Source organism: Pantoea sp. MBLJ3 (genome assembly GCF_000816655.1).
Classification (GTDB): Bacteria; Pseudomonadota; Gammaproteobacteria; order Enterobacterales; family Enterobacteriaceae; genus Pantoea; species Pantoea eucalypti.
Genome location: NZ_JSUT01000005.1, coordinates 324,847 through 344,217, shown reverse-complemented (window position 1 = coordinate 344,217; position 19,371 = coordinate 324,847). Strand labels below are relative to the sequence as shown.

Below are 19,371 nucleotides of genomic sequence, written 5' to 3'. Positions count from 1 at the left end.
GTAACAACGAAAAAGGCATGCCACGAGGCATGCCTTTTTTTTCGCCGGTAACCGGGCAGTCCACGTTAATGCGCGTCGGTCACTGGTATGAATGCGCCCGTTTTCAGGCCCGGTTATCACCGTTGCGGCTCATCCACAGAGAGAGCGCTTTCAGCGAATCGTCGGTAAATTCATCACAGCGTGCGGTGATCTCATCGGGCGTCATCCAGATAATCTCATCGACTTCCGATTCCTGCATGGCGAAAGGGCCATGTGACACACAACTGAACAGACCGCCCCAGACACGGCAATGCTGATCTTCGAAGTAGAATTTGCCATGCTCAGCAAACGGCACGGCGGCAATCCCTAACTCCTCTTCCGCTTCACGTCGCGCAGATTCCAGCATATCTTCACCGCTCTGCACCACGCCGCCCGCGGTTGCGTCCAGTTTGCCCGGCATAAAATCTTTTATCTCGGTGCGACGCTGTACCAGAATCTTACCCATACCGTCATGAACCACGATATAGGTGGCGCGGTGACGCAGGCACTGAGCACGCATCTGCGCGCGTGTCGCCTGAGCAACGACTTCATTCTCTTCGTTTACGATATCGACCCACTCAATGCCGTCACCCGCAGTTTGATCCACCATCCGTAACCCTTTCCTGTTTGGCGTACAGTTGCGTACGCAGTTTGCCACGTCGTTATTTTTATGTGGCGTAAGGTAATCACTTACGCCAGCATGAGCAAGCCCCGGCTGTTACCGATTTTTACCACTTTCTGCTAACCACAGCTGTACCGAGGCGCGTTGCCACTGAAACTCAGCATATTGCTGTAAGCGTGCAGGCAGAGGATCGCCATGCAGTACCAGCCGGTTAAGCATCACCGCCAGATCGGTATCTGCAATTGACCACTCGCCAAACAGGTTCTGCTGTCCGTCTGGCAGCAGACGTTCGACAGCCGTAACGAGTTTATCCACCGCCTGCTGCGCTGACGCGGTCAGCGGCGCAAAGCGTTCACCGGCAAACAGCACCTCTGTCGGACGCTCCTGACGAATCCACAGGAAGTCACTGCGCAGCCAGGCCTGAATCTCTCTCGCGCGCGCGCGCTTTTCGCGGTCGCGAGGATAGAGACGTTCAAACTCGGGTGCCGGAAAACGCTCTTCAAGATATTCGGTTATCGCCGAGGATTCGCTTAACAGAAAGTCATCAATCTGCAGGGTCGGAACCCGGCAGGTCAGCGACAACTCACGGTATGCCGCTGCGTATTGCTGATTCTGCGACAAATCGACGCGTTTCAGGTGGAACGGAATCCCTTTTTCGTTAAGGGCAACGTAGGCCGACATGGCGTAAGGACTGAAAAATGATGAATCTGACCACAGGGTGATGGGCGGATAATTCATCGGTTACCTCAATTGGCTGTCAGGATTGCATCATGTTTACCGATTTTTTTTTGCGAAGGCAACGCTGAGCTGATCCGATCTCTTCCTTCAGAAGAAGAAACCGCGACGCGACTCACTATAGAGTGGCTCCACTCTTCTATGCTGAAAGGTGCAAATAACAAAAACATCAAGGGAGCCGCAACATGCACATTCTTATTACCGGTGGCACGGGACTGATTGGCCGTCACCTGATTCCACGTCTGCAGCAGTTGGGCCATCAGATCAGCGTGGTAACGCGCGACGTGGTCAGCGCGCGTGAAAAACTGGGCGAGAACGTCGCACTCTGGTCAGGACTAGCGCAACAGTCGACACTGGATGACATCGATGCGGTGATTAATCTGGCGGGCGAACCGATCGCTGACAAACGCTGGACGGAGCCACACAAGCAGCAGCTCTGTGAAAGTCGCTGGCAGATAACCGAGCAGATCGCCTCACTGATCAACGCCAGCACCACGCCACCCGCCGTATTGATCTCAGGTTCGGCAACCGGCTTTTATGGCAATACCGGCGATCTGGTGCTGACCGAAGAGGATCAGGGACAGGATGAGTTCACGCATCAGCTCTGCGCCCGCTGGGAACAGCTGGCGCTCACGGCGGAAAGCGAACGCACCCGCGTTTGTCTGCTGCGAACTGGCGTGGTACTGGCGCCCGAGGGCGGCGCACTCAGCAAAATGAAGTTGCCGTTTAAGCTCGGCATCGGCGGGCCAATCGGCAGTGGTAAACAGTACATGCCGTGGATCCATATTGATGACATGCTCAACGCCATTATCTGGCTGCTGGACCATGATGACCTGAGAGGGCCGTTCAACATGGTCGCACCTTACGCGGTGCGTAATGAGCAGTTTGCCGCCACGCTGGGTCGGGTTATGCATCGTCCGGCCTTTATGCGTACGCCTGCCAGCGCCATTAAGCTGATGATGGGCGAATCGTCGGTTCTGGTGCTGGGAGGACAACATGTGCTGCCAAAGCGGCTGGAGGCGTCAGGTTTTGGCTTCCGCTGGTACGATCTGCAGGAGGCATTGCAGGATGTAGTGAAGCATTAACCAGAAGCCCGCGCCCGGCCAGGCGCGGGCTCAGGCTTACTTCAGCGATCCCTTGAGGAACTGCTGTAAACGTGGACTTTTCGGGTTGCCAAACACCTCCGCAGGCGGCCCCTGCTCTTCAATTTTGCCCTGGTGCAGGAAAATCACATGGCTGGAGACGTGACGGGCAAATTCCATCTCATGCGTGACGACCACCATGGTTTTACCCTCCTCCGCCAGCTTCTGCATAATGCGCAGCACTTCGCCCACCAGTTCAGGATCCAGCGCCGACGTCGGCTCATCAAACAGCAACACTTCCGGCTCCATCGCCAGCGCGCGCGCAATCGACACACGCTGCTGCTGACCACCCGAGAGATGCACCGGATACTTCGCCTGCGCCCGCGCATCAATGCCGACTTTATCGAGATAGCGGATGGCGCGCTCACGCGCTTCCGCTTTACTCAGCCCCAGCACCTGAATCGGCGCTTCCATCACGTTTTCCAGCACTGTCATGTGACTCCAGAGATTAAAGTGCTGGAACACCATGGTGAGGCTGGTGCGCAACGCGCGCAGTTGCTCTTTGTCAGCCACTTTAAGCTGACCATCTTTATCCCGGACTAAGGTGATCTGCTGGTTGTTCACCATGATGCTGCCTTCACTCGGTTTTTCGAGGAAGTTGATGCAGCGTAAAAAGGTACTTTTCCCTGAACCGGACGATCCAATGATACTGATCACATCGCCCGCTTTAGCAGTTAACGAGACCCCTTTCAGCACTTCATGTTCACCGTAACGCTTATGCAATTCGGTGACGCTTAATTTATTGTCAGCCATAGTTCTACTCAATGCGATGAAGAGGGTTTCACGTGGGCCAGCCAGCGGCGTTCCGCCAGGCGGAACAGGCTGATCAACACGTAAGAGATAATCAGGTATAACACAGCCGCAATGCCAAAGGCGGTAAACGGCTGATAGGTCGCCGAGTTAATATCCCGCGCGATTTTCAGCAGATCCGGCACCGTGGCGGTGAAAGCCAGCGCCGTGGAGTGCAGCATCAGAATCACTTCGTTACTGTAGGCCGGCAGTGCCGTCCGCAGCGCCGAGGGCAGGATAATGCAGCGATAGAGTTTAAAGGTGGAGAAGCCATACGCCCGCGCCGCCTCAATCTCGCCGTGGGGCACCGAGCGAATGGCACCGGCAAAGATCTCTGTGGTGTAAGCACAGGTATTCAGGGTGAAGGCGAGTAACGTACAGTTCAGGCCACTGCGGAAAAATGCGTTCAGCAGTTCAGTGCCTTTCACAATCTCCAGCGTGTACATGCCGGAGTAGAATACCAGCAGCTGTACATAGAGCGGCGTGCCGCGAAACACGTAGGTAAAGAGCCAGACCGGAAAACTGATAAACCGGTTAGGCGAAACCCGCGCTATCGCCAGCAGGATGGCCAGACAGCCACCAACGGTCACCGAAAGGATCAGCAGCCAAAGGGTGATAGCCACACCGGTAAAACGATAACCGTCGGTCCAGAGCAGCGATTTCCAGTATTCCTGAATAATCTCAATCATAACTCGCCCTCTTCACACCGACCGTATAGCGACGGTTCAGCCACCACAGCACGCCATTCGACAGCGTGGTGAACACCAGATAAATCACACCCGCTACAATAGCGAAGTAGAACGGCTGCCAGGTACTTTTCCCCGCCAGTTGCGTTGCCTTCACGACATCTTCCAGCCCCAGCAGCGAGACCAGCGCGGTGGCTTTCAGAATCACCTGCCAGTTGTTGCCGATGCCCGGCAACGCATAGCGCATCATGGCCGGAAACAGAATGCGGCGGAACACCTGCGCGCTGGTAAAACCAAATGCAGTAGCCGCCTCTATCTGTCCCTGAGGCACAGCCATAAAAGCACCCCGGAAGGTTTCGGTGAAGTAGGCACCATAGATAAAGCCGAGCGTGATGATACCGGCCACCATCGGGTCGATATCAAACTGCGCCATACCCAGCGCATCGGTTACCTGGTTGAGGACAATCTGCAGACCGTAGAAGATCAGCAGCATCAGTACGAGGTCAGGCACGCCACGAATCAGCGTGGTGTAGCCTTCAAAAATCATCGCCAGCGGCCGGCTGCGCGACAGTTTCGCGCCTGCGCCAATCAGGCCCAGCAGCACGGCCAGTACGACAGAGGTGAGTGCCAGCTCCAGCGTCACCAGCGTGCCCCGAAGAATTACATCAGAATAGCCATACAGCATCGAAAGGTCCTGTCGTGGGGTGTAAACGAAACGCTGCCCGCAAGCGAGACGGGCAGTTTAGCTTTACCTCTCCGTTTCAGACGCTTTCCGTCATCACTGGGCCAGGTCCGGTTTCTGCCTCGGGCAGAACCGGCTCAGTCCCGGCAGAACGGAAACAGAAGGTAAAGCGACAGGATGGTTAGTCGCCGTACACATTGAAATCGAAGTATTTCTTCGCAATCTTGTCGTAGGTGCCATCTTTACGCATGTCAGCAAAGGCTTTGTCGATGGCGGCTTTCAGTTCGCTGTCATCTTTACGCAGTCCCATACCGGTGCCGACGCCAAAGATCTTGTCATCTTTGACGGCCGGACCGGCAAACGCGTAGTTTTTACCGACTGGCTGCTTCAGAAAACCTTCGCTGGCCTGCACTTCATCCTGGAAGGCCGCATCAATACGACCGGCATTCAGATCCTGATAAACCAGATCCTGATTAGCATAAGGGGTGACGTTAACCCCTTTAGGCCGCCAGTTTTGATTGGCATAGGTTTCCTGGGTTGTGCCCTGCAGCAGACCGATATTTTTGCCTTTCAGCGACTCAATGGTCGGTTGAATTTTCGATCCTTTCGGTGCGACTAAACGCGCATTAGCAGCGTAAAGCTTATCCGAGAAGGCGATCTCTTCCTGACGTTTTGCTGTGATGGAAAGTGAGGAGATGATGGCATCAATTTTTTTCGCTTTCAGCGACGGGATCAGCGCATCGAAGTCGCTTTCAACGTAGGTGCATTGGGTATGAATACGTTTACAGATTTCGTTAGCGAGGTCGATATCGAAGCCCACTAACTTGCCTTGCGCGTCTTTCGACTCAAACGGTGGGTAAGTTGGATCTGTGCCGATACGGATTGAACCCGGCACTGCCGCGAATACGCTGGCAGCACTGGATAAGCCCAGCATCAGGGAAAGAGCCAGAACACGCTTTTTCATAGATTACCCTCAAGTGAAGTGCTTTTTGTTATGTGGTTTGTGATGTGTTTGCGCAAATTAATTTGCATGTTTCATGCCAGTTCTGCAAGTTTTCCACGCAGTTAGCGTGATGTCAGACAGGCGAAAACGCTGTGTTTGTAGGGGGAATATAGCAGTGAAGTAAAAGAGAAAAAGCGACGTTGTTAACTTTTGGTGCATCAAATGCACGAAGAGTGATCCGAGGCGCGCTTATGCACTAAATAAGTGCGCCAGCGGAACTTTATGCACCCTGCCAGCGCGCGAAGAGATCTTCCGGTAATTCGATATCGAATTGATCAATAACCCGGTTGACGGTCTGGTCAATCAGCTGATCGATGGTTTCAGGCCGATGATAAAAAGCCGGCACTGGTGGCATTATTATGGCGCCCAGCTCGGCGGCGGTGGTCATCATGCGCAGGTGTCCAACGTGCAATGGCGTTTCACGTACGCACAATACCAGCTTACGCTGCTCTTTTAATATGACGTCAGCCGCACGGGTCAGCAGGGAGTCAGTGTAACTGTGGACGATGCCTGAAAGCGTTTTCATTGAGCAGGGTAAAATCGCCATGCCCAGGGTTTTAAACGACCCCGACGAGATATTTGCTGCAATATCGCGCACGTCATGCACCACATCGGCCAGCGCCTGCACGTCACGCAGCGAATAGTCGCTCTCCAGCCCCAGCGTCTGACGCGCCGCCTGGCTCATGACCAGATGCGTTTCTACTTCTTCCACCTGCTGCAACACCTGCAGCATGCGCACGCCATAGATCACCCCGCTTGCGCCGGAGATGCCAATGATGAGTCGTTTCATATTCCAACCTTATGTCAGCCAATGCACCATCATACGCGGCCAGCAGGTTTCTGAAAACAAACAGGGCGGGATTGCTCCCGCCCTGCTTTATGTTGACCACCCGCTGAGCATATCAGCCCTCGTTGTGCAGCTCGAGGTTTTCGACTTCGTTCTGGCGTTGAAGCGCTTTGGCGTCATCGTTGCGCAGCGATTCCAGATACTCCAGATACTGCTGATCGACATCTTTCGTCACGTAGATACCGTTGAACACCGAGCATTCAAACTGGGCGATGTCCGGGTTCTCTTCACGCACCGCTTCAATCAAATCGTCCAGGTCCTGGAAAATCAGCGCATCGGCTTTAATCAGCTGGCGAATCTCTTCCACTTCGCGGCCATGCGCAATCAGTTCCGTGGCGCTCGGCATATCAATGCCGTAGACGTTCGGGAAACGAATTTCCGGTGCAGCAGACGCCAGATAAACGCGTTTAGCGCCGGCTTCACGCGCCATCTCAATGATCTGCTCTGAGGTGGTGCCGCGCACGATAGAGTCATCCACCAGCAGGACATTTTTATCACGGAATTCGGCACGGTTAGCGTTGAGCTTGCGGCGAACCGCGCTGCGACGTAACTGCTGGCCCGGCATGATAAAAGTACGGCCAACGTAACGGTTTTTCACGAAGCCCTGACGATAAGGCTTGTCGAGAATACGGGCAATTTCCAGCGCAATATCGGTAGAGGTTTCCGGAATAGGAATCACCACGTCGATATCCAGATCTTCCCACTCGCGGGCAATTTTCTCGCCCAGCTTGGTGCCCATGCGGACACGGGCGCTGTAGACGGAGATTTTATCCAGGAAAGAGTCCGGACGGGCAAAATAGACATATTCGAACAGGCACGGATTGCTTTTCGGGTTTTCAGCACACTGGCGGGTAGAGAGCTGGCCCGCTTCAGTGACATAGACGGCTTCACCCGGTGCGACGTCACGGATGAACTCAAAGCCCAGCGTATCCAGCGCGACGCTCTCGGAGGCGACCATATATTCGGTGCGACCATCAGCGATAACGCGCTTGCCCAGCACCAGCGGACGGATGCCATTAGGGTCACGGAAAGCAACCATGCCGTGGCCGATAATCATCGAGACAACCGCGTAGGCGCCTCGCACCTGCTGATGTACGGCAGCCACCGCGGCAAAAATGTTGTCGGCTTCCAGCGGATCATTTTGAAAACGATCTAACTCCTGCGCAAAGATATTCAGCAGGATTTCAGAATCTGAGGTGGTATTAACGTGACGGCGGCCCTTTTCAAACAGGTGCTTGCGCAGCACGTGGGCGTTGGTCAGGTTACCGTTATGCGCCAGGGTGATGCCGTATGGGGAGTTTACATAGAATGGCTGCGCTTCAGAGGCACTGGAGCTTCCCGCAGTGGGATAACGCGCGTGGCCAATCCCCATATTGCCCTGCAGACGCTGCATGTGGCGTGCTTCGAAAACGTCGCTGACCAGGCCATTTGCCTTTCGCAGGCGAAAACATTTCAGCGCATCAATCGTACAAATGCCTGCGGCATCCTGCCCGCGGTGCTGGAGCACCGTTAACGCGTCATAGATCGACTGGTTGACCGGCATGAAACCGGTGATACCGACAATACCGCACATGTTGTCATTTCCTCATTTAGCCGCACTCCCGGTCACATCACCGGGGTAAAAAACTCGACGTGCTTTTCAGGTAATCAAAAAACCACCTGATGATATAACTGAACTCGGGAATGAGTTGAGACTGTTGCCAGTCTGGACTTTTAGAAAAGCCAGTGAATGTATCAAGGAAGAACAGCAAAGCGGCTACGATCAGCACACCACGCAACGCCCCGAAACAGACGCCCAACACCCGGTCGGTTCCCGACAGGCCGGTTTTCTCCACCAGCGTGCCGATAACGTAGTTCACAATGGCCCCTACAATCAGGGTAGCCACAAACAGCACACCGATGGCGATACCGTTACGAACCAGTTCGTCGTCAAAACCTGTAAACCAGACTGCAAGGTAGGCGTAGTAATGACTGGCGACAAAAAACGCGCATCCCCAGGTAACAAGAGATAAGGCTTCCCGGACAAACCCACGGACGAGGCTGACCAGAGCCGAAAAACCAACTACCGCAATAATGACGTAATCAATCCAGATCATGAACTCTTCCAGCGCCAGTGCAATTGCACCCCTGCATCCAGTTCGGGGCGCATTCTAACAGAAAAAGAAAACGTTTGCGTAGCGGTTTTCTTTTTCTGCATCCATAAAAAAGGCGATGAAAAAAAACGCAATCGCCTGGGTGATTCTCAGCCGGAAAGGCCGTTGAAAATATTCACTTTTTCAGTCCTACAGCGCGACCTGATCACGCTGTACGCCGGGAAAAAGACGCTGCCTGTTACTGCTATCGGCAGCGCCAATCGCCGGTTTAGCGGGCGCTGTACGGTTTCACAACACCGCCCAACCCTGAGATGCTTTTCAGCTCGCCAACGGCACTCTGCATTTTGGCTTTCGAGGCATCCGGCCCGACGTAAATGCGGGTAATCTGACCCTGAACGGGCGTTGAAGGCACAGTAAAGGCGCGATAGCCCGACAGCCGCAACTGCGCGACAATCTCATTCACTTTGCTGGCGTTTTTCAGCGCACCTAACTGCACCACATAAGCCTGCCCTGCCGGTGCGGTCGTCTCTGCTGCTTTTGGCGCCGCTTCCTGCTTCGGCTGTTCGACCGCTTTAGGCGGTTCTTCCGGCTTCGGCTTCGTCTGCTCCACCGCTTTAGGCTTCTGCTGTTCGACCGGTTTCTGCTTAGGCTGCTCAGTGACTTTAGTTTTCTGCTGCTCTGCCACTTTCGGTTTGGTCACCGTCTGTGCAGGCACAGACTGATGAACCGGCGGCGGCGAAACCACAGTCGGTTCGGTATCATCATCCGGCTCGGCACGCCCCTGCTCTGCCGTGACGCTGCTTTTGCTATTACCATTACTGCTGTTGACCGCATTGCCCGCGCCTTCAGGTGGCTGGGATGGCAGCGACTGGGTAACCGGTGGCACCATTTCACTGTCCTGCTGATCGTCAGGTTTCGGCACCAGCGGAATGGCTGCGAACTCTTCTTTGTAATGCTTTTTCTGACCATCCAGCAGCCCTGGCAGCACAATCACGCCAACGGCGACCAGAATAACGGTGCCGACTAAACGGTTTTGAAACTTACTTGCCACGTCCTTTCTCCGTTTCAATCGATTCCATGACCTGCGCAACGGTGTGGAATGAACCACAGACCAGCACAGTGTCCTGCGGCGCTGCCCGCTGGCGTGCCTGCTGCCAGGCGAGCTCAACCGAGCTAAAGGCTTCGCCCTGCGAGAGGCAATCCAGCAGTTGCTCAGCACTGGCGCCGCGCGGACCGTCAAGCGGTGCGCAGTACCAGGCATCGACCATGGGTGCCAGCGCCGTCAGCGTACCGGCAATATCTTTATCATGCAGCATGCCCACGACGGCATGCACTTTGCCGCGTTTCGGCAGCGTCGCCAGCTGTGACGCCAGATACGACGCTGCATGCGGATTATGGGCGACATCCAGAATCACGCGCGGTGATTCACTAATCGTCTGAAAACGCCCTGGCAGCATCGCCAGCGGCAGGCTGGCGCGAATCTGCGCCTCACTGACCTCAAGCCCTGAGACACGCAGCGCCACCAGTGCCGTCGCCGCGTTAGGTAACGGCACCTGGGGCAGTGGCAGATCGTTCAGCTCCCCCAGCGCATCACGCAGCGACCAGCTTTCGGCCTGGGCTTGCCATGACCAGTCACGGTTGCGCTGTAACAGCTCAGCACCTTTTTCCTGCGCGACCACCGCGATGCTGTGTGGCATATCGGGTTCACCGACGACTGCCGGTTTCCCCGCCCGGAACACACCCGCTTTCTCACGCCCGATACTTTCGCGATCCGGCCCAAGCCAGTCAGTATGATCCAGTGCAATGCTGGTGACTACGGCGACATCGGCATCCACGATGTTGGTGGCATCCAGCCGTCCGCCGAGGCCGACTTCGAGAATCACCACATCCAGCTGCGCCTGGCGGAAAAGATTGAGCGCAGAGAGCGTGCCAAATTCGAAATAGGTCAGGGAGATATCCGCACGTCCGGCTTCAATCTCCGCAAAGCTGGCGCAGTGCTGCGCTTCACTCAGCTCCTCTCCCTGGACCCGAACACGCTCGGTGTAGCGCACCAGATGTGGCGAGCTGTAGACGCCAACGCGGTAGCCCGCGGCAATCAGCAGCGTTTCCAGGGTCCGACATGTCGTGCCTTTGCCATTAGTGCCGGCTACGGTAAAGACAAAGGGAGCGGGTTTCAGCAGGTCGAGACGAAGTGCTACCTGACGAATACGGTCCAGACCCAGTTCGATGGCCTGAGTATGCAGGTGCTCAAGATAATAAAGCCACGTGGCCAAAGGCGACGTGGCTTGAGGAAGGTGAAGATTGTCCATATGTCCCGTTTTGCTTATTTATACCTGGCAGACTGGTGCTGCGGTATACGGTGCATTGGTAAGAGGTGCTTTGGACGCACCTCTCTATCTCCTGTCAGGCCTCGTTGCTTTCCGATTCAGTCGTCGCAGGAGCGGACTGTTCACCGTCATGCAGCGGTGCTGGCAGGTTCATCATTTTTGCCAGCAGGCTTGCCAGTTTGTAACGCATTTCCGGACGACGAATGATCATATCGATCGCGCCCTTCTCAATCAGGAACTCACTGCGCTGGAAGCCTGGCGGCAGTTTTTCGCGCACGGTCTGTTCGATCACGCGTGGACCGGCAAAGCCGATCAGCGCTTTAGGCTCCGCGATATTGAGGTCACCCAGCATCGCAAAACTGGCCGAAACGCCACCCATCGTCGGGTCAGTCAGCACAGAAATATATGGCAGACCGCGCTCGCGCATTTTGGCCAGTGCCGCACTGGTTTTCGCCATCTGCATCAGCGACTGCAGCGCTTCCTGCATACGGGCACCACCACTGGCGGAGAAGCAGATCAGCGGACAGTTATCTTCTAACGCCTGCTCAACCGCACGCACAAAGCGCGCACCAACCACAGAACCCATTGAACCGCCCATAAAGGCAAATTCAAAGGCTGCCGCAACAACCGGCATGCCGTGCAGCTGACCTTTCATGACAACCAGCGCATCTTTCTCGCCGGTGTCTTTCTGGGCCGCTACCAGACGGTCTTTATACTTTTTGGAGTCACGGAACTTGAGCAGATCTTTAGGTTCAAGTTCACTGCCCAGCTCAACCATAGTGCCCTGATCGAGGACACTGCCGAGACGCTCACGGGCATGCATACGCATGTGATGGTCACACTTCGGGCAGACCTCAAGATTACGCTCCAGCTCGGCGCGGTAGAGAACCTGACCACAGCTGTCACACTTGGTCCAGACCCCTTCCGGGATACTGGCTTTGCGCACAGGCGTTCCGGTGCTTTTATTAAGAATGCGTTCAATCCAGCTCATTGATGACCTTTCTGTTTAAAACTGACCTGGTCCAGTCGTCTTGATACTGCTGAAAACCGCTTCAGCAGACGGTAAATGTCGCTCATTAAACCACAACCTGTTCAGACTGTGGATAAAAATCTGGTCTTACCCCTGAGCGAAGCCTTATGGCAGCTTCTGCTGCTTAGCCTGACGGCGATGACGCCAGACTTCAATCACACCCGGCAGAATCGACACCAGGATAATGCCGACAATCAGCAGCTTCAGGTTCTCCTGCACCACCGGCAGATCGCCAAACAGGTAGCCGGCGTAGGAGAACAGCAGCACCCATAGCAGCGCACCCGTCACGTTGAACAGTGCGAAGTGGCGATAGGACATATGGCCCATACCCGCAACAAACGGCGCGAATGTCCGGACGATGGGCACAAAGCGCGCAAGGATAATGGTTTTTCCGCCATGACGGGCATAAAACGCATGGGTTTTATCCAGATGGCTGCGACGGAAAATCTTCGAGTTCGGGTTACTGAACAACCGTTCGCCAAACAGGCGGCCAATGGTGTAGTTCACCGCATCGCCCAGAACCGCCGCTACCACTAACAATGCCACCATAATGTGCACATTGAGATCGTTACCTGGCAGCGCGGCCAGTGCGCCAGCCACAAACAGCAGCGAATCACCCGGCAGGAATGGCGTGACCACCAGTCCGGTTTCGCAGAACAAAATCAGGAACAAAATAGCGTAAATCCAGATACCGTACTGTGCAACCAGTTCAGCAAGATGCACATCGATGTGCAGAATAAAATCGACCAGAAAATGGATAAACTCCATAGCGCGCCCTTTTAAGTCCTGAAAGTAAATTAATCCGCGAGGAACAACGGTCCCATCGACGGTTGTGGTAACGCAAAGTGGGATGGGTAGTCCACCGCCACCAGATACAATCCCTCTGCCCGGGCTGTGGCTGCCGCCAGTGTCCGATCTTTCGCTGCCAGCAGCGTGGCCATCCATGACTCAGGCTTATTGCCGCAGCCTATCTCCATCAGACTGCCCACGATATTGCGCACCATGTGATGGACAAAAGCGTTGGCTTTGATATCCACAATCACGTAAGGGCCCTGACGCGTGACGTTAAGATGAATCACGTTGCGCCACGGGGTACGCGACTGGCACTGCACGGCGCGAAATGAGGTGAAATCATTTTCGCCTAACAAACATTGCCCGGCGCGCTGCATCTTCTCCGCATCCAGAGGATGGTAGAAGTGCGTGACGCCCTGCGACAGCACCGCCGGACGCAGACGCTGATTGTAGATCAGGTAGCGATAGCGTCGGGCCGTAGCGCTGAAGCGGGCATGAAACTCATCCGGCACCGCTTTCACCCAGCGCACCGCAATATCCGGCGGCAGATTAGCGTTAACGCCCAGCGTCCAGGCACCATCAGGTCGTTGCGATGTCGTCTCGAAATGGACCACCTGCCCCGTTCCGTGAACGCCGGCATCGGTGCGGCCCGCGCAAAAAATGCTGACCGGGTGATCCGCGACCTTCGACAGCGCGCGCTCTACCTTCTCCTGCACGCTGCGGACTTCATTCTGACGTTGCCAGCCGTAGTAACGACTGCCGTCATACTCGATGCCGAGCGCCAGTTTTTGTGTCTGACCATCGGACATGGTTACAGATACTCCTGAACCAGTTTCTCGGCAGTTTTCACCGCCATCAGCGCGCCGCCAAAACGAATATTGTCCGCCACTGACCAGAACTGCAGCAACTCCGGAATACCGTAGTCGTTGCGTACCGCGCCGATGCTCAGTTCGCCGTTGCCTGAGGCATCCGTAACCGGCGTTGGCACTTCATCCTCTTCGCTCAGACGAATATCTGACGCCAGCGCCAGCTCGGCACGCGCTTCTTCCGCAGAGAGCGGGCGCAGGTTTTCGATATGCACAATCTGCGCATTACCGTAGAACACCGGTGCCTGTACGCTGCTGACCGCAATCGGTAAGCCTTCGTCCTGCAGGACTTTACGCACCTGATCAATCAGGCGACGTTCACTTTCCACGCTGCCTTCTGCATCGGCCTGTTGGGGCATCAGGTTAAATGCCAGCTGACGACCAAAATGGTGTTCATCGGCTGGAATACCATTCAGCAAGCGGGCACTTTCCCCGGCCAGCGCATCCACCGCCACTTTGCCGTAGCTGGAGACCGAGATCAGGTTCGTCACCTGTAAACGGCTCAGTCCGGCTGCATCCACCAGCGGTTTTATCGCGGTCAGCAGCTGGCTCACCAGATTATCTGCCACGCTGATGATGTTGCGATTACGATAATCAGCCAGCACCTGCGGGTTCACATCCGGCACTACCAGCGGCACATCAGGTTCCAGCGCAAACAGCTCGCTGCTGTCGATCACCAGACAACCGGCGTTTGCCGCTTCATCGGCAAAGCGCGCCGAAGCGTCACGTCCCGCCACGAAAAAGGCCAGCTGCGCCTGTGACCAGTCGAATGTCTCTGCATTGTCGACCCGCACCGAGCGGCCCTCGTAACGCTTGATTTCGCCTGCGCTGTTTTCGCTGGCCAGCAAATATAATTCACCAACCGGGAACTGGCGTTCCGCCAGCAGTTCCAGTACAGCGTTCCCTACTGCGCCTGTCGCGCCAAGTAGCGCAATATTCCAGCCGTCAGACATGTTGGTTTACTCCAGACAATGACATAAAAACAGAAGGCGGTGATATTCACCGCCCAGGGATTCAGATTTATCCCCATCGTCTTTCACGTTGCATCTTTGCTGGCTGCGTTCACTCAACCGAATCACTTACCTGAGTAAGCTCATCGGGACTCGTGCTCTTGCCGCCGCAATGCAACCCGAAATCCATGGGGTATCTCCCCCGGAAACCACCGTCATGCAGCCATGCCAGCAGTACGCATCGTTTCCGTACACTGACTGATTCAGTGCGGAAACTGCGCCGGGGCGACTGACCTGCAGCGCCCGTTATTTCGGGGAGATGATTGCGTTAAAGCCCAGCTGGTTTAGCTTCTCAGCCGTTGTGGCGTCATCACAGTTCACCTGCAGCGACGACCATTCGCGGCGCTCCAGATACTGCTTGCGCAGGCGATCAAATTCGCCCGGTTTGGCCGCCACTTTACGCAGGGGGGCATCATCGCGGCGCACATCATACACCAGATGCGCCAGGCGTTTCAGCGTTGGCTGATCCAGCGGGCCATTCAGGGTGATTTCACTGAATTCCGGCACCGGCAGTAAAGTGCTGAGCGGCACCTGCTGCGGCTGACCAATAAAATCGCACCAGGCTTCAAATACCTGCGTGGTGCCGCGTGCTTTACCTTCCAGCGTGTAGCCCGCAATGTGCGGCGTGGCGATATCAACTTTATCCAGTAACGCCAGTGAGAGATCCGGCTCCGGCTCCCAGACATCCAGTACAACGCTGAGATCCGGCCGCATTTTCAGCACTTCCAGCAGCGCGCTGTTATCCACCACCGGACCGCGACAGGCATTGATCAGAATCGTGTTGGGCTTCAGCGCCATCAGCAGCGCCGCATCCGCCAGATGCCAGCTTTTATAGGGGCCGTCTTTAAACAGCGGGGTGTGGAAAGTCAGAATATCAGCCTGTGCGGTGACGGCTTCCAGCGACAGGAAATCGCCCTCGTCACCCCGATCGGCGCGTGGTGGATCGCACAGCAGGGTTTTGATGCCCCAGGCCTCCAGACGCTTTTGCAGACGCCCGCCAACGTTACCGACACCGACGATGCCGACCGTGCGGTCACGCAGCTCAAAGCCGTCACGCTCCGCCAGCAGCAGCAGCGCAGAGAAAACATATTCCACCACGGCAATGGCGTTACAACCCGGAGCGGCAGAGAACGCAATGCCCGCCTGCTGCAGCCAGTTCTCGTCGATATGATCGGTGCCCGCCGTGGCGGTTCCGACAAACTTTACCGGCTTTCCTGCCAGCAGTGACTCATTCACCTGGGTGACTGAGCGCACCATCAGACCATCGGCATCGGCCAGTTCTGCCACCGGCAGCGGACGTCCCGGCACCGCGACAACATCGCCGGTACGACTGAATAACTCACGGGCGTAGGGCATATTTTCATCGACCAGAATTTTCACTACGGCTTTCCTGTCAGTTGCATAGAGGGGAGTGATTCTGGCACAAAGCGACGCGTTAGCCTAACCGTGCGCGATAGCGATCGGGCGTGATTTCCGCCGGCTGCCTGAAAATGACAATCAGCGCCGGGGCGGAACGGTATTCCAGCGCAAGGGCGAGACGCTGCACACGTCCCCCTGCTCCGGCAGCACGATGGCGCGCAGAAAACGCAGCCGCTGTCGTGACCCGCCCGATGTCATATGACGCGGGGAGTGACTGGTCACTTTCAGGATCACTCTGTCCCATCAATCACTTATTTTTCCGATATTAATGATCTGAATAAATCCGGACACGCGTACAATGCGCCTCATTAATTATACATATAGAGAGTCAGCATGTTTTTCCTCTATCCGCTCTTTGCGGTAATAATCTGGTCAATCAACTCCATTGTCAGCAAGCTCTCAGCCAGTGCGATCGATCCCGCGGCGATCTCTTTCTATCGCTGGCTGCTGGCGCTACTGGTGCTGACGCCCTTTGTGCTGCCGGGCGTGTGGCGGGCGCGTGTGGCTATCAAGCCGCATCTCTGGCGGCTGGCTATGCTTGGACTGCTCGGGATGGTGCTCTATCAGAGCCTCGCGTATTACGCGGCACACAGTGTCAGCGCACTCTTTATGGGCATTATTGGCGCACTCATTCCGCTGCTCACCGTGCTGCTGAGCGTCGTGATCCTCCGCATTGCGCCGACGCTCGGTATCCTGCTCGGCAGTATCATCTCATTCATCGGTCTGGTATGGCTGGTCAGTGAAGGCAATGTGATGCAACTGCTGAATCATGGACTGGGCAAAGGCGAACTGCTGATGCTGGCCGCTTCCGCCGCCTATGCACTCTATGGCGTGTTGACACGGCGCTGGGCGCTGCCGCTGCCTATCTGGCAAAGCCTGTATGTGCAGATTTTATTTGGTGTCGTGCTGCTGTTGCCTGGTTTTCTGCTGGCACCTGAGGTGGCGCTTAACCGGCATAATCTGCCGCTGGTGGCATTTGCCGGTCTGTTTGCGTCGATCATTGCGCCTTTCCTGTGGATCCATGGCGTGCAGCGTCTGGGGGCCAGCACCACCAGCATCTTTATGAATCTGATTCCGGTATTTACCGCGGTGATTGCGGTGATATTCCTGCATGAACAGCTGCACAGTTACCACTGGATTGGCGGCGGTCTGACGCTGGGCGGTGTCATCCTGGCGCAGCGACTGCGTACGCCGTTAATCCGGCGTAAAGCGGTCAGCCTGCCACCGAGGTAAACAAGACGGTTACCCGCAGCCCGCCAAGCTGCGGGCTGCGGTCCAGCTGCATTGTGGCACCATGCCAGGCACAGATATCCTGGACCAGCGCAAGACCAATACCCGCACCGGGCTGCATGCCGACATTATCCAGCCGCTGAAAAGGCTGCAGTGCTTTGGCCTGACTGGCATCCTCAATGCCCGGACCACTATCCTCAATTTCCAGTTTTCCAGGTGTCACGCGCGCCGTCACCACGCCATTGTGCGGGGTGTATTTAATGGCGTTATCCAGCAGGTTGGCGCACAGCTCGCCCAGCAGAACACCATCCCCCACCACCTTATGACACTCTTCACCCTCATAACCGAGGTCAAGCTGTCGGGTTCGCGCCGCCGGATAACGGCTAAAACAGGCTTCACGCACAATGGCGGCCAGATCGACACGTGCCATTGGCTTATCTTCACCATGCCGTGCTTTAATGCGGGCCAGCTGTAGCAGCCGGTCGGTAAGTAAAATGGTCTCATCCAGCGTGTGGCGCATCCCAAGCAGGCTCTCCTGCCACTGCTCAGGACGATCGCTGTTGAGTGCCACGCTGACCTGAGTTTTGAGGATGGTCAGCGGGGTGCGAAGCTGGTGAGCCGCGTCGGCGCTGAAGCGATCCTGACGCGCCAGCAGCCCGCGCAGGCGCTCCAGGTAACGGTTAAACGCGATGATCAGCGGCTGAAGCTCTGACCAGGGTAATGACGGCAATGGCGTTAACTCTCCCCCATCCCGCTGCAGGACAATGCGTGACAGTCGACGTAGCGGTCGCAGCACCCGACGCAGCATCAGACTGGCCAGCAGTAGCGTCATCAGAACCAGCCCGCTCTGACTGATCAGCGCAGTGCGCATCAACCGGCTGGCGAACTCCTGACGAGAATTAATGGTTTCAGCCACCAGGACCAGTGCCATGCCTTCAACACCCGCCTCACTGACCGGTTGCCAGAGTGCCGCAACGCGAATGCGATGCTGGTGATAGCGACCATCATAGAAGTGCACCAGCGCCGGATAAGCGGTCGACATTTTACTGGCTGGCGGAATCGGCGGCATATCGTCGTAACCGGAGAGGGTTTTCCCCTGCGGGGAAATGACCTGATAAAACAGCTGATCATTCATATTACGTTCAAAACTGTCGAGCACCACCCAGGGAACATCGACTTCCAGATGCTGCTGTCGTACCACCAGACGTTCTGCCACGGTTCGGGCCGAAGCCAGCAGCGAGCGGTCATAGGCCTGGTTGGCTGCCGCCAGCCCACTCTGATAGTGGGTATAGACTGACAGGGCCCACAGCAACAGCAGTGGCAGGCCCAGCCACGCCAGCAGCTCGCCGCGCAGAGAGTGAATCAGCCGCACGGCAAGGTTTCCAGGCTGTAGCCGAGTCCGCGCAGCGTCACAATCGCTACATCACTGCCCGCCAGTTTTTTACGCACCCGATGCACATACAGCTCAATGCTCTCCGGACTGGCCTCATCAGCCAGAGTAAAGGTCTGTTCATAGAGATGCTGACGGGAAACGGGCCGGCCATGGCGCTGCATCAGGGTAGTAAGAATACTGGATTCGCGCGGCGTTAATGCCAGCGGCTTTTCAGCCAGCAGAAAATAGCCTTCACCATCCAGCACCAGTTGCCCCAGTGACTGACTTTGCGCGGCCTGGCTTTGACTGCGCCGCAACAGCGCGCGCAATCGCGCTTCCAGTTCATCCAGTTCAAACGGCTTGGTCAGATAATCATCCGCCCCCAGATTCAGGCCGCGCACCCGGTCATCCAGTGCACTGCGCGCCGTTAACAGCAACACCGGCACACCCTGTCCACGCCGCCGTAACCGCGTCAGCACCTCCAGACCATCAATACGCGGCAGGGAAACATCCAGCACGACCAGCGCATAGGCTTCACATTGCAACGCGTGATCGGCGGCAACCCCATCTGCAACCCAGTCAACGGCGAAGCCCTTTTGCGTCAGCGCCTTCTGCAGCCAGCGTGCCAGTTCAACGGTATCTTCTACCAGTAAGAGACGCATATCACATCCTGTCATTAAATCCGGGCAGTGAAAGGTAAATGAAAGG

General features: G+C 56.0%; 21 protein-coding genes. 2 read left to right on the top strand and 19 right to left on the bottom strand.

The genetic code is table 11. From position 1 onward, the window contains the following. Positions 1 to 103: 103 nt before the first annotated feature. Together yfcD and yfcF are read right to left on the bottom strand one after the other, a co-directional pair. Positions 104 to 628 carry an NUDIX hydrolase YfcD gene (gene yfcD / locus NP77_RS08190; RefSeq protein ID WP_003854255.1) on the bottom strand — a complete coding sequence of 175 codons (525 nt, stop codon included), beginning with the start codon at positions 626 to 628 and terminating at the stop codon, positions 104 to 106. Between the two features lie 108 nt (positions 629 to 736). Then, positions 737 to 1,378, bottom strand: a complete 642-nt coding sequence (gene yfcF / locus NP77_RS08185) for a glutathione transferase (RefSeq protein WP_008926475.1) — start codon at positions 1,376 to 1,378, stop codon at positions 737 to 739. 182 nt (positions 1,379 to 1,560) lie between these two features. Here yfcF and NP77_RS08180 point away from each other — a divergent pair, with 182 nt between their 5' ends. Beyond that, entirely contained in the window at positions 1,561 to 2,460 is a 900-nt protein-coding gene (locus tag NP77_RS08180) for a TIGR01777 family oxidoreductase (RefSeq protein WP_003854257.1), read from the top strand. A gap of 36 nt (positions 2,461 to 2,496) precedes the next feature. On the opposite strand, the gene hisP is transcribed toward NP77_RS08180, so the two are convergent. The 15 genes from hisP to NP77_RS08105 form a co-directional block, all read right to left on the bottom strand. Then, positions 2,497 to 3,270, bottom strand: coding sequence for a histidine ABC transporter ATP-binding protein HisP (hisP, locus tag NP77_RS08175; RefSeq protein WP_003854258.1), 774 nt, complete (start codon positions 3,268 to 3,270; stop codon positions 2,497 to 2,499). An 8-nt stretch (positions 3,271 to 3,278) separates the two neighbouring features. Then, the gene (locus tag NP77_RS08170) at positions 3,279 to 3,995 is read right to left on the bottom strand and encodes an ABC transporter permease (protein WP_003854259.1); all 717 of its coding nucleotides are present in this window, start codon (positions 3,993 to 3,995) and stop codon (positions 3,279 to 3,281) included. Further along, the gene (locus NP77_RS08165; RefSeq protein WP_003854260.1) at positions 3,988 to 4,677 is read right to left on the bottom strand and encodes a histidine ABC transporter permease HisQ; all 690 of its coding nucleotides are present in this window, start codon (positions 4,675 to 4,677) and stop codon (positions 3,988 to 3,990) included. Before NP77_RS08165 ends, NP77_RS08170 begins: the two co-directional genes overlap by 8 nt. A gap of 178 nt (positions 4,678 to 4,855) precedes the next feature. Next, the gene (gene argT, locus NP77_RS08160; protein ID WP_003854262.1) at positions 4,856 to 5,638 is read right to left on the bottom strand and encodes a lysine/arginine/ornithine ABC transporter substrate-binding protein ArgT; all 783 of its coding nucleotides are present in this window, start codon (positions 5,636 to 5,638) and stop codon (positions 4,856 to 4,858) included. A gap of 259 nt (positions 5,639 to 5,897) precedes the next feature. Next, a complete protein-coding gene (locus tag NP77_RS08155; protein ID WP_008926477.1) occupies positions 5,898 to 6,467 on the bottom strand; it encodes a UbiX family flavin prenyltransferase in 570 nt (189 codons plus the stop codon). A gap of 112 nt (positions 6,468 to 6,579) precedes the next feature. After that, entirely contained in the window at positions 6,580 to 8,097 is a 1,518-nt protein-coding gene (gene purF, locus NP77_RS08150) for an amidophosphoribosyltransferase (RefSeq protein ID WP_003854264.1), read from the bottom strand. Between the two features lie 37 nt (positions 8,098 to 8,134). After that, positions 8,135 to 8,620, bottom strand: coding sequence for a colicin V production protein (cvpA, locus tag NP77_RS08145; protein ID WP_003854265.1), 486 nt, complete (start codon positions 8,618 to 8,620; stop codon positions 8,135 to 8,137). A 265-nt stretch (positions 8,621 to 8,885) separates the two neighbouring features. Continuing rightward, positions 8,886 to 9,668, bottom strand: a complete 783-nt coding sequence (gene dedD / locus NP77_RS08140; RefSeq protein ID WP_003854266.1) for a cell division protein DedD — start codon at positions 9,666 to 9,668, stop codon at positions 8,886 to 8,888. Next, positions 9,658 to 10,926, bottom strand: a complete 1,269-nt coding sequence (gene folC, locus NP77_RS08135; protein WP_008926478.1) for a bifunctional tetrahydrofolate synthase/dihydrofolate synthase — start codon at positions 10,924 to 10,926, stop codon at positions 9,658 to 9,660. The genes dedD and folC overlap by 11 nt, the downstream gene beginning before the upstream one ends. A gap of 94 nt (positions 10,927 to 11,020) precedes the next feature. Next, complete coding sequence (gene accD, locus NP77_RS08130; RefSeq protein ID WP_031590594.1) at positions 11,021 to 11,935, bottom strand: acetyl-CoA carboxylase, carboxyltransferase subunit beta; 915 nt, start codon at positions 11,933 to 11,935, stop codon at positions 11,021 to 11,023. A gap of 144 nt (positions 11,936 to 12,079) precedes the next feature. Beyond that, a complete protein-coding gene (locus tag NP77_RS08125; protein ID WP_008926480.1) occupies positions 12,080 to 12,742 on the bottom strand; it encodes a DedA family protein in 663 nt (220 codons plus the stop codon). 29 nt (positions 12,743 to 12,771) lie between these two features. Further along, a complete protein-coding gene (gene truA / locus NP77_RS08120) occupies positions 12,772 to 13,575 on the bottom strand; it encodes a tRNA pseudouridine(38-40) synthase TruA (RefSeq protein ID WP_003854269.1) in 804 nt (267 codons plus the stop codon). Positions 13,576 to 13,577: 2 nt separating this feature from the next. Continuing rightward, on the bottom strand, positions 13,578 to 14,585 hold the full coding sequence (locus NP77_RS08115; RefSeq protein WP_003854270.1) for an aspartate-semialdehyde dehydrogenase: 1,008 nt from the start codon (positions 14,583 to 14,585) through the stop codon (positions 13,578 to 13,580). Between the two features lie 303 nt (positions 14,586 to 14,888). Continuing rightward, positions 14,889 to 16,022, bottom strand: coding sequence for a 4-phosphoerythronate dehydrogenase PdxB (pdxB, locus tag NP77_RS08110; protein WP_008926482.1), 1,134 nt, complete (start codon positions 16,020 to 16,022; stop codon positions 14,889 to 14,891). A 55-nt stretch (positions 16,023 to 16,077) separates the two neighbouring features. Further along, entirely contained in the window at positions 16,078 to 16,305 is a 228-nt protein-coding gene (locus NP77_RS08105; RefSeq protein WP_039659727.1) for a hypothetical protein, read from the bottom strand. An 89-nt stretch (positions 16,306 to 16,394) separates the two neighbouring features. Between NP77_RS08105 and NP77_RS08100 the strand changes: the two genes are divergently transcribed. After that, complete coding sequence (locus NP77_RS08100; RefSeq protein WP_003854273.1) at positions 16,395 to 17,294, top strand: DMT family transporter; 900 nt, start codon at positions 16,395 to 16,397, stop codon at positions 17,292 to 17,294. Here the strand turns inward: NP77_RS08100 and NP77_RS08095 are convergent. Then, positions 17,275 to 18,663, bottom strand: coding sequence for a sensor histidine kinase (locus tag NP77_RS08095; protein WP_039659726.1), 1,389 nt, complete (start codon positions 18,661 to 18,663; stop codon positions 17,275 to 17,277). The genes NP77_RS08100 and NP77_RS08095 overlap by 20 nt on opposite strands. Further along, positions 18,654 to 19,325, bottom strand: coding sequence for a transcriptional regulator TctD (tctD, locus tag NP77_RS08090; RefSeq protein WP_039659724.1), 672 nt, complete (start codon positions 19,323 to 19,325; stop codon positions 18,654 to 18,656). The genes NP77_RS08095 and tctD overlap by 10 nt, the downstream gene beginning before the upstream one ends. Between the last annotated feature and the right edge of the window lie 46 nt (positions 19,326 to 19,371).

What these genes read in the sequence shown, in the direction of transcription:
- yfcD (WP_003854255.1), bottom strand. Translation starts at nt 628, where the DNA reads ATGGTGGATCAAACTGCGGGTGACGGCATTGAGTGGGTCGATATCGTA.
- yfcF (WP_008926475.1), bottom strand. Translation starts at nt 1,378, where the DNA reads ATGAATTATCCGCCCATCACCCTGTGGTCAGATTCATCATTTTTCAGT.
- NP77_RS08180 (WP_003854257.1), top strand. Translation starts at nt 1,561, where the DNA reads ATGCACATTCTTATTACCGGTGGCACGGGACTGATTGGCCGTCACCTG.
- hisP (WP_003854258.1), bottom strand. Translation starts at nt 3,270, where the DNA reads ATGGCTGACAATAAATTAAGCGTCACCGAATTGCATAAGCGTTACGGT.
- NP77_RS08170 (WP_003854259.1), bottom strand. Translation starts at nt 3,995, where the DNA reads ATGATTGAGATTATTCAGGAATACTGGAAATCGCTGCTCTGGACCGAC.
- NP77_RS08165 (WP_003854260.1), bottom strand. Translation starts at nt 4,677, where the DNA reads ATGCTGTATGGCTATTCTGATGTAATTCTTCGGGGCACGCTGGTGACG.
- argT (WP_003854262.1), bottom strand. Translation starts at nt 5,638, where the DNA reads ATGAAAAAGCGTGTTCTGGCTCTTTCCCTGATGCTGGGCTTATCCAGT.
- NP77_RS08155 (WP_008926477.1), bottom strand. Translation starts at nt 6,467, where the DNA reads ATGAAACGACTCATCATTGGCATCTCCGGCGCAAGCGGGGTGATCTAT.
- purF (WP_003854264.1), bottom strand. Translation starts at nt 8,097, where the DNA reads ATGTGCGGTATTGTCGGTATCACCGGTTTCATGCCGGTCAACCAGTCG.
- cvpA (WP_003854265.1), bottom strand. Translation starts at nt 8,620, where the DNA reads ATGATCTGGATTGATTACGTCATTATTGCGGTAGTTGGTTTTTCGGCT.
- folC (WP_008926478.1), bottom strand. Translation starts at nt 10,926, where the DNA reads ATGGACAATCTTCACCTTCCTCAAGCCACGTCGCCTTTGGCCACGTGG.
- accD (WP_031590594.1), bottom strand. Translation starts at nt 11,935, where the DNA reads ATGAGCTGGATTGAACGCATTCTTAATAAAAGCACCGGAACGCCTGTG.
- NP77_RS08125 (WP_008926480.1), bottom strand. Translation starts at nt 12,742, where the DNA reads ATGGAGTTTATCCATTTTCTGGTCGATTTTATTCTGCACATCGATGTG.
- truA (WP_003854269.1), bottom strand. Translation starts at nt 13,575, where the DNA reads ATGTCCGATGGTCAGACACAAAAACTGGCGCTCGGCATCGAGTATGAC.
- NP77_RS08115 (WP_003854270.1), bottom strand. Translation starts at nt 14,585, where the DNA reads ATGTCTGACGGCTGGAATATTGCGCTACTTGGCGCGACAGGCGCAGTA.
- NP77_RS08105 (WP_039659727.1), bottom strand. Translation starts at nt 16,305, where the DNA reads ATGGGACAGAGTGATCCTGAAAGTGACCAGTCACTCCCCGCGTCATAT.
- NP77_RS08100 (WP_003854273.1), top strand. Translation starts at nt 16,395, where the DNA reads ATGTTTTTCCTCTATCCGCTCTTTGCGGTAATAATCTGGTCAATCAAC.
- tctD (WP_039659724.1), bottom strand. Translation starts at nt 19,325, where the DNA reads ATGCGTCTCTTACTGGTAGAAGATACCGTTGAACTGGCACGCTGGCTG.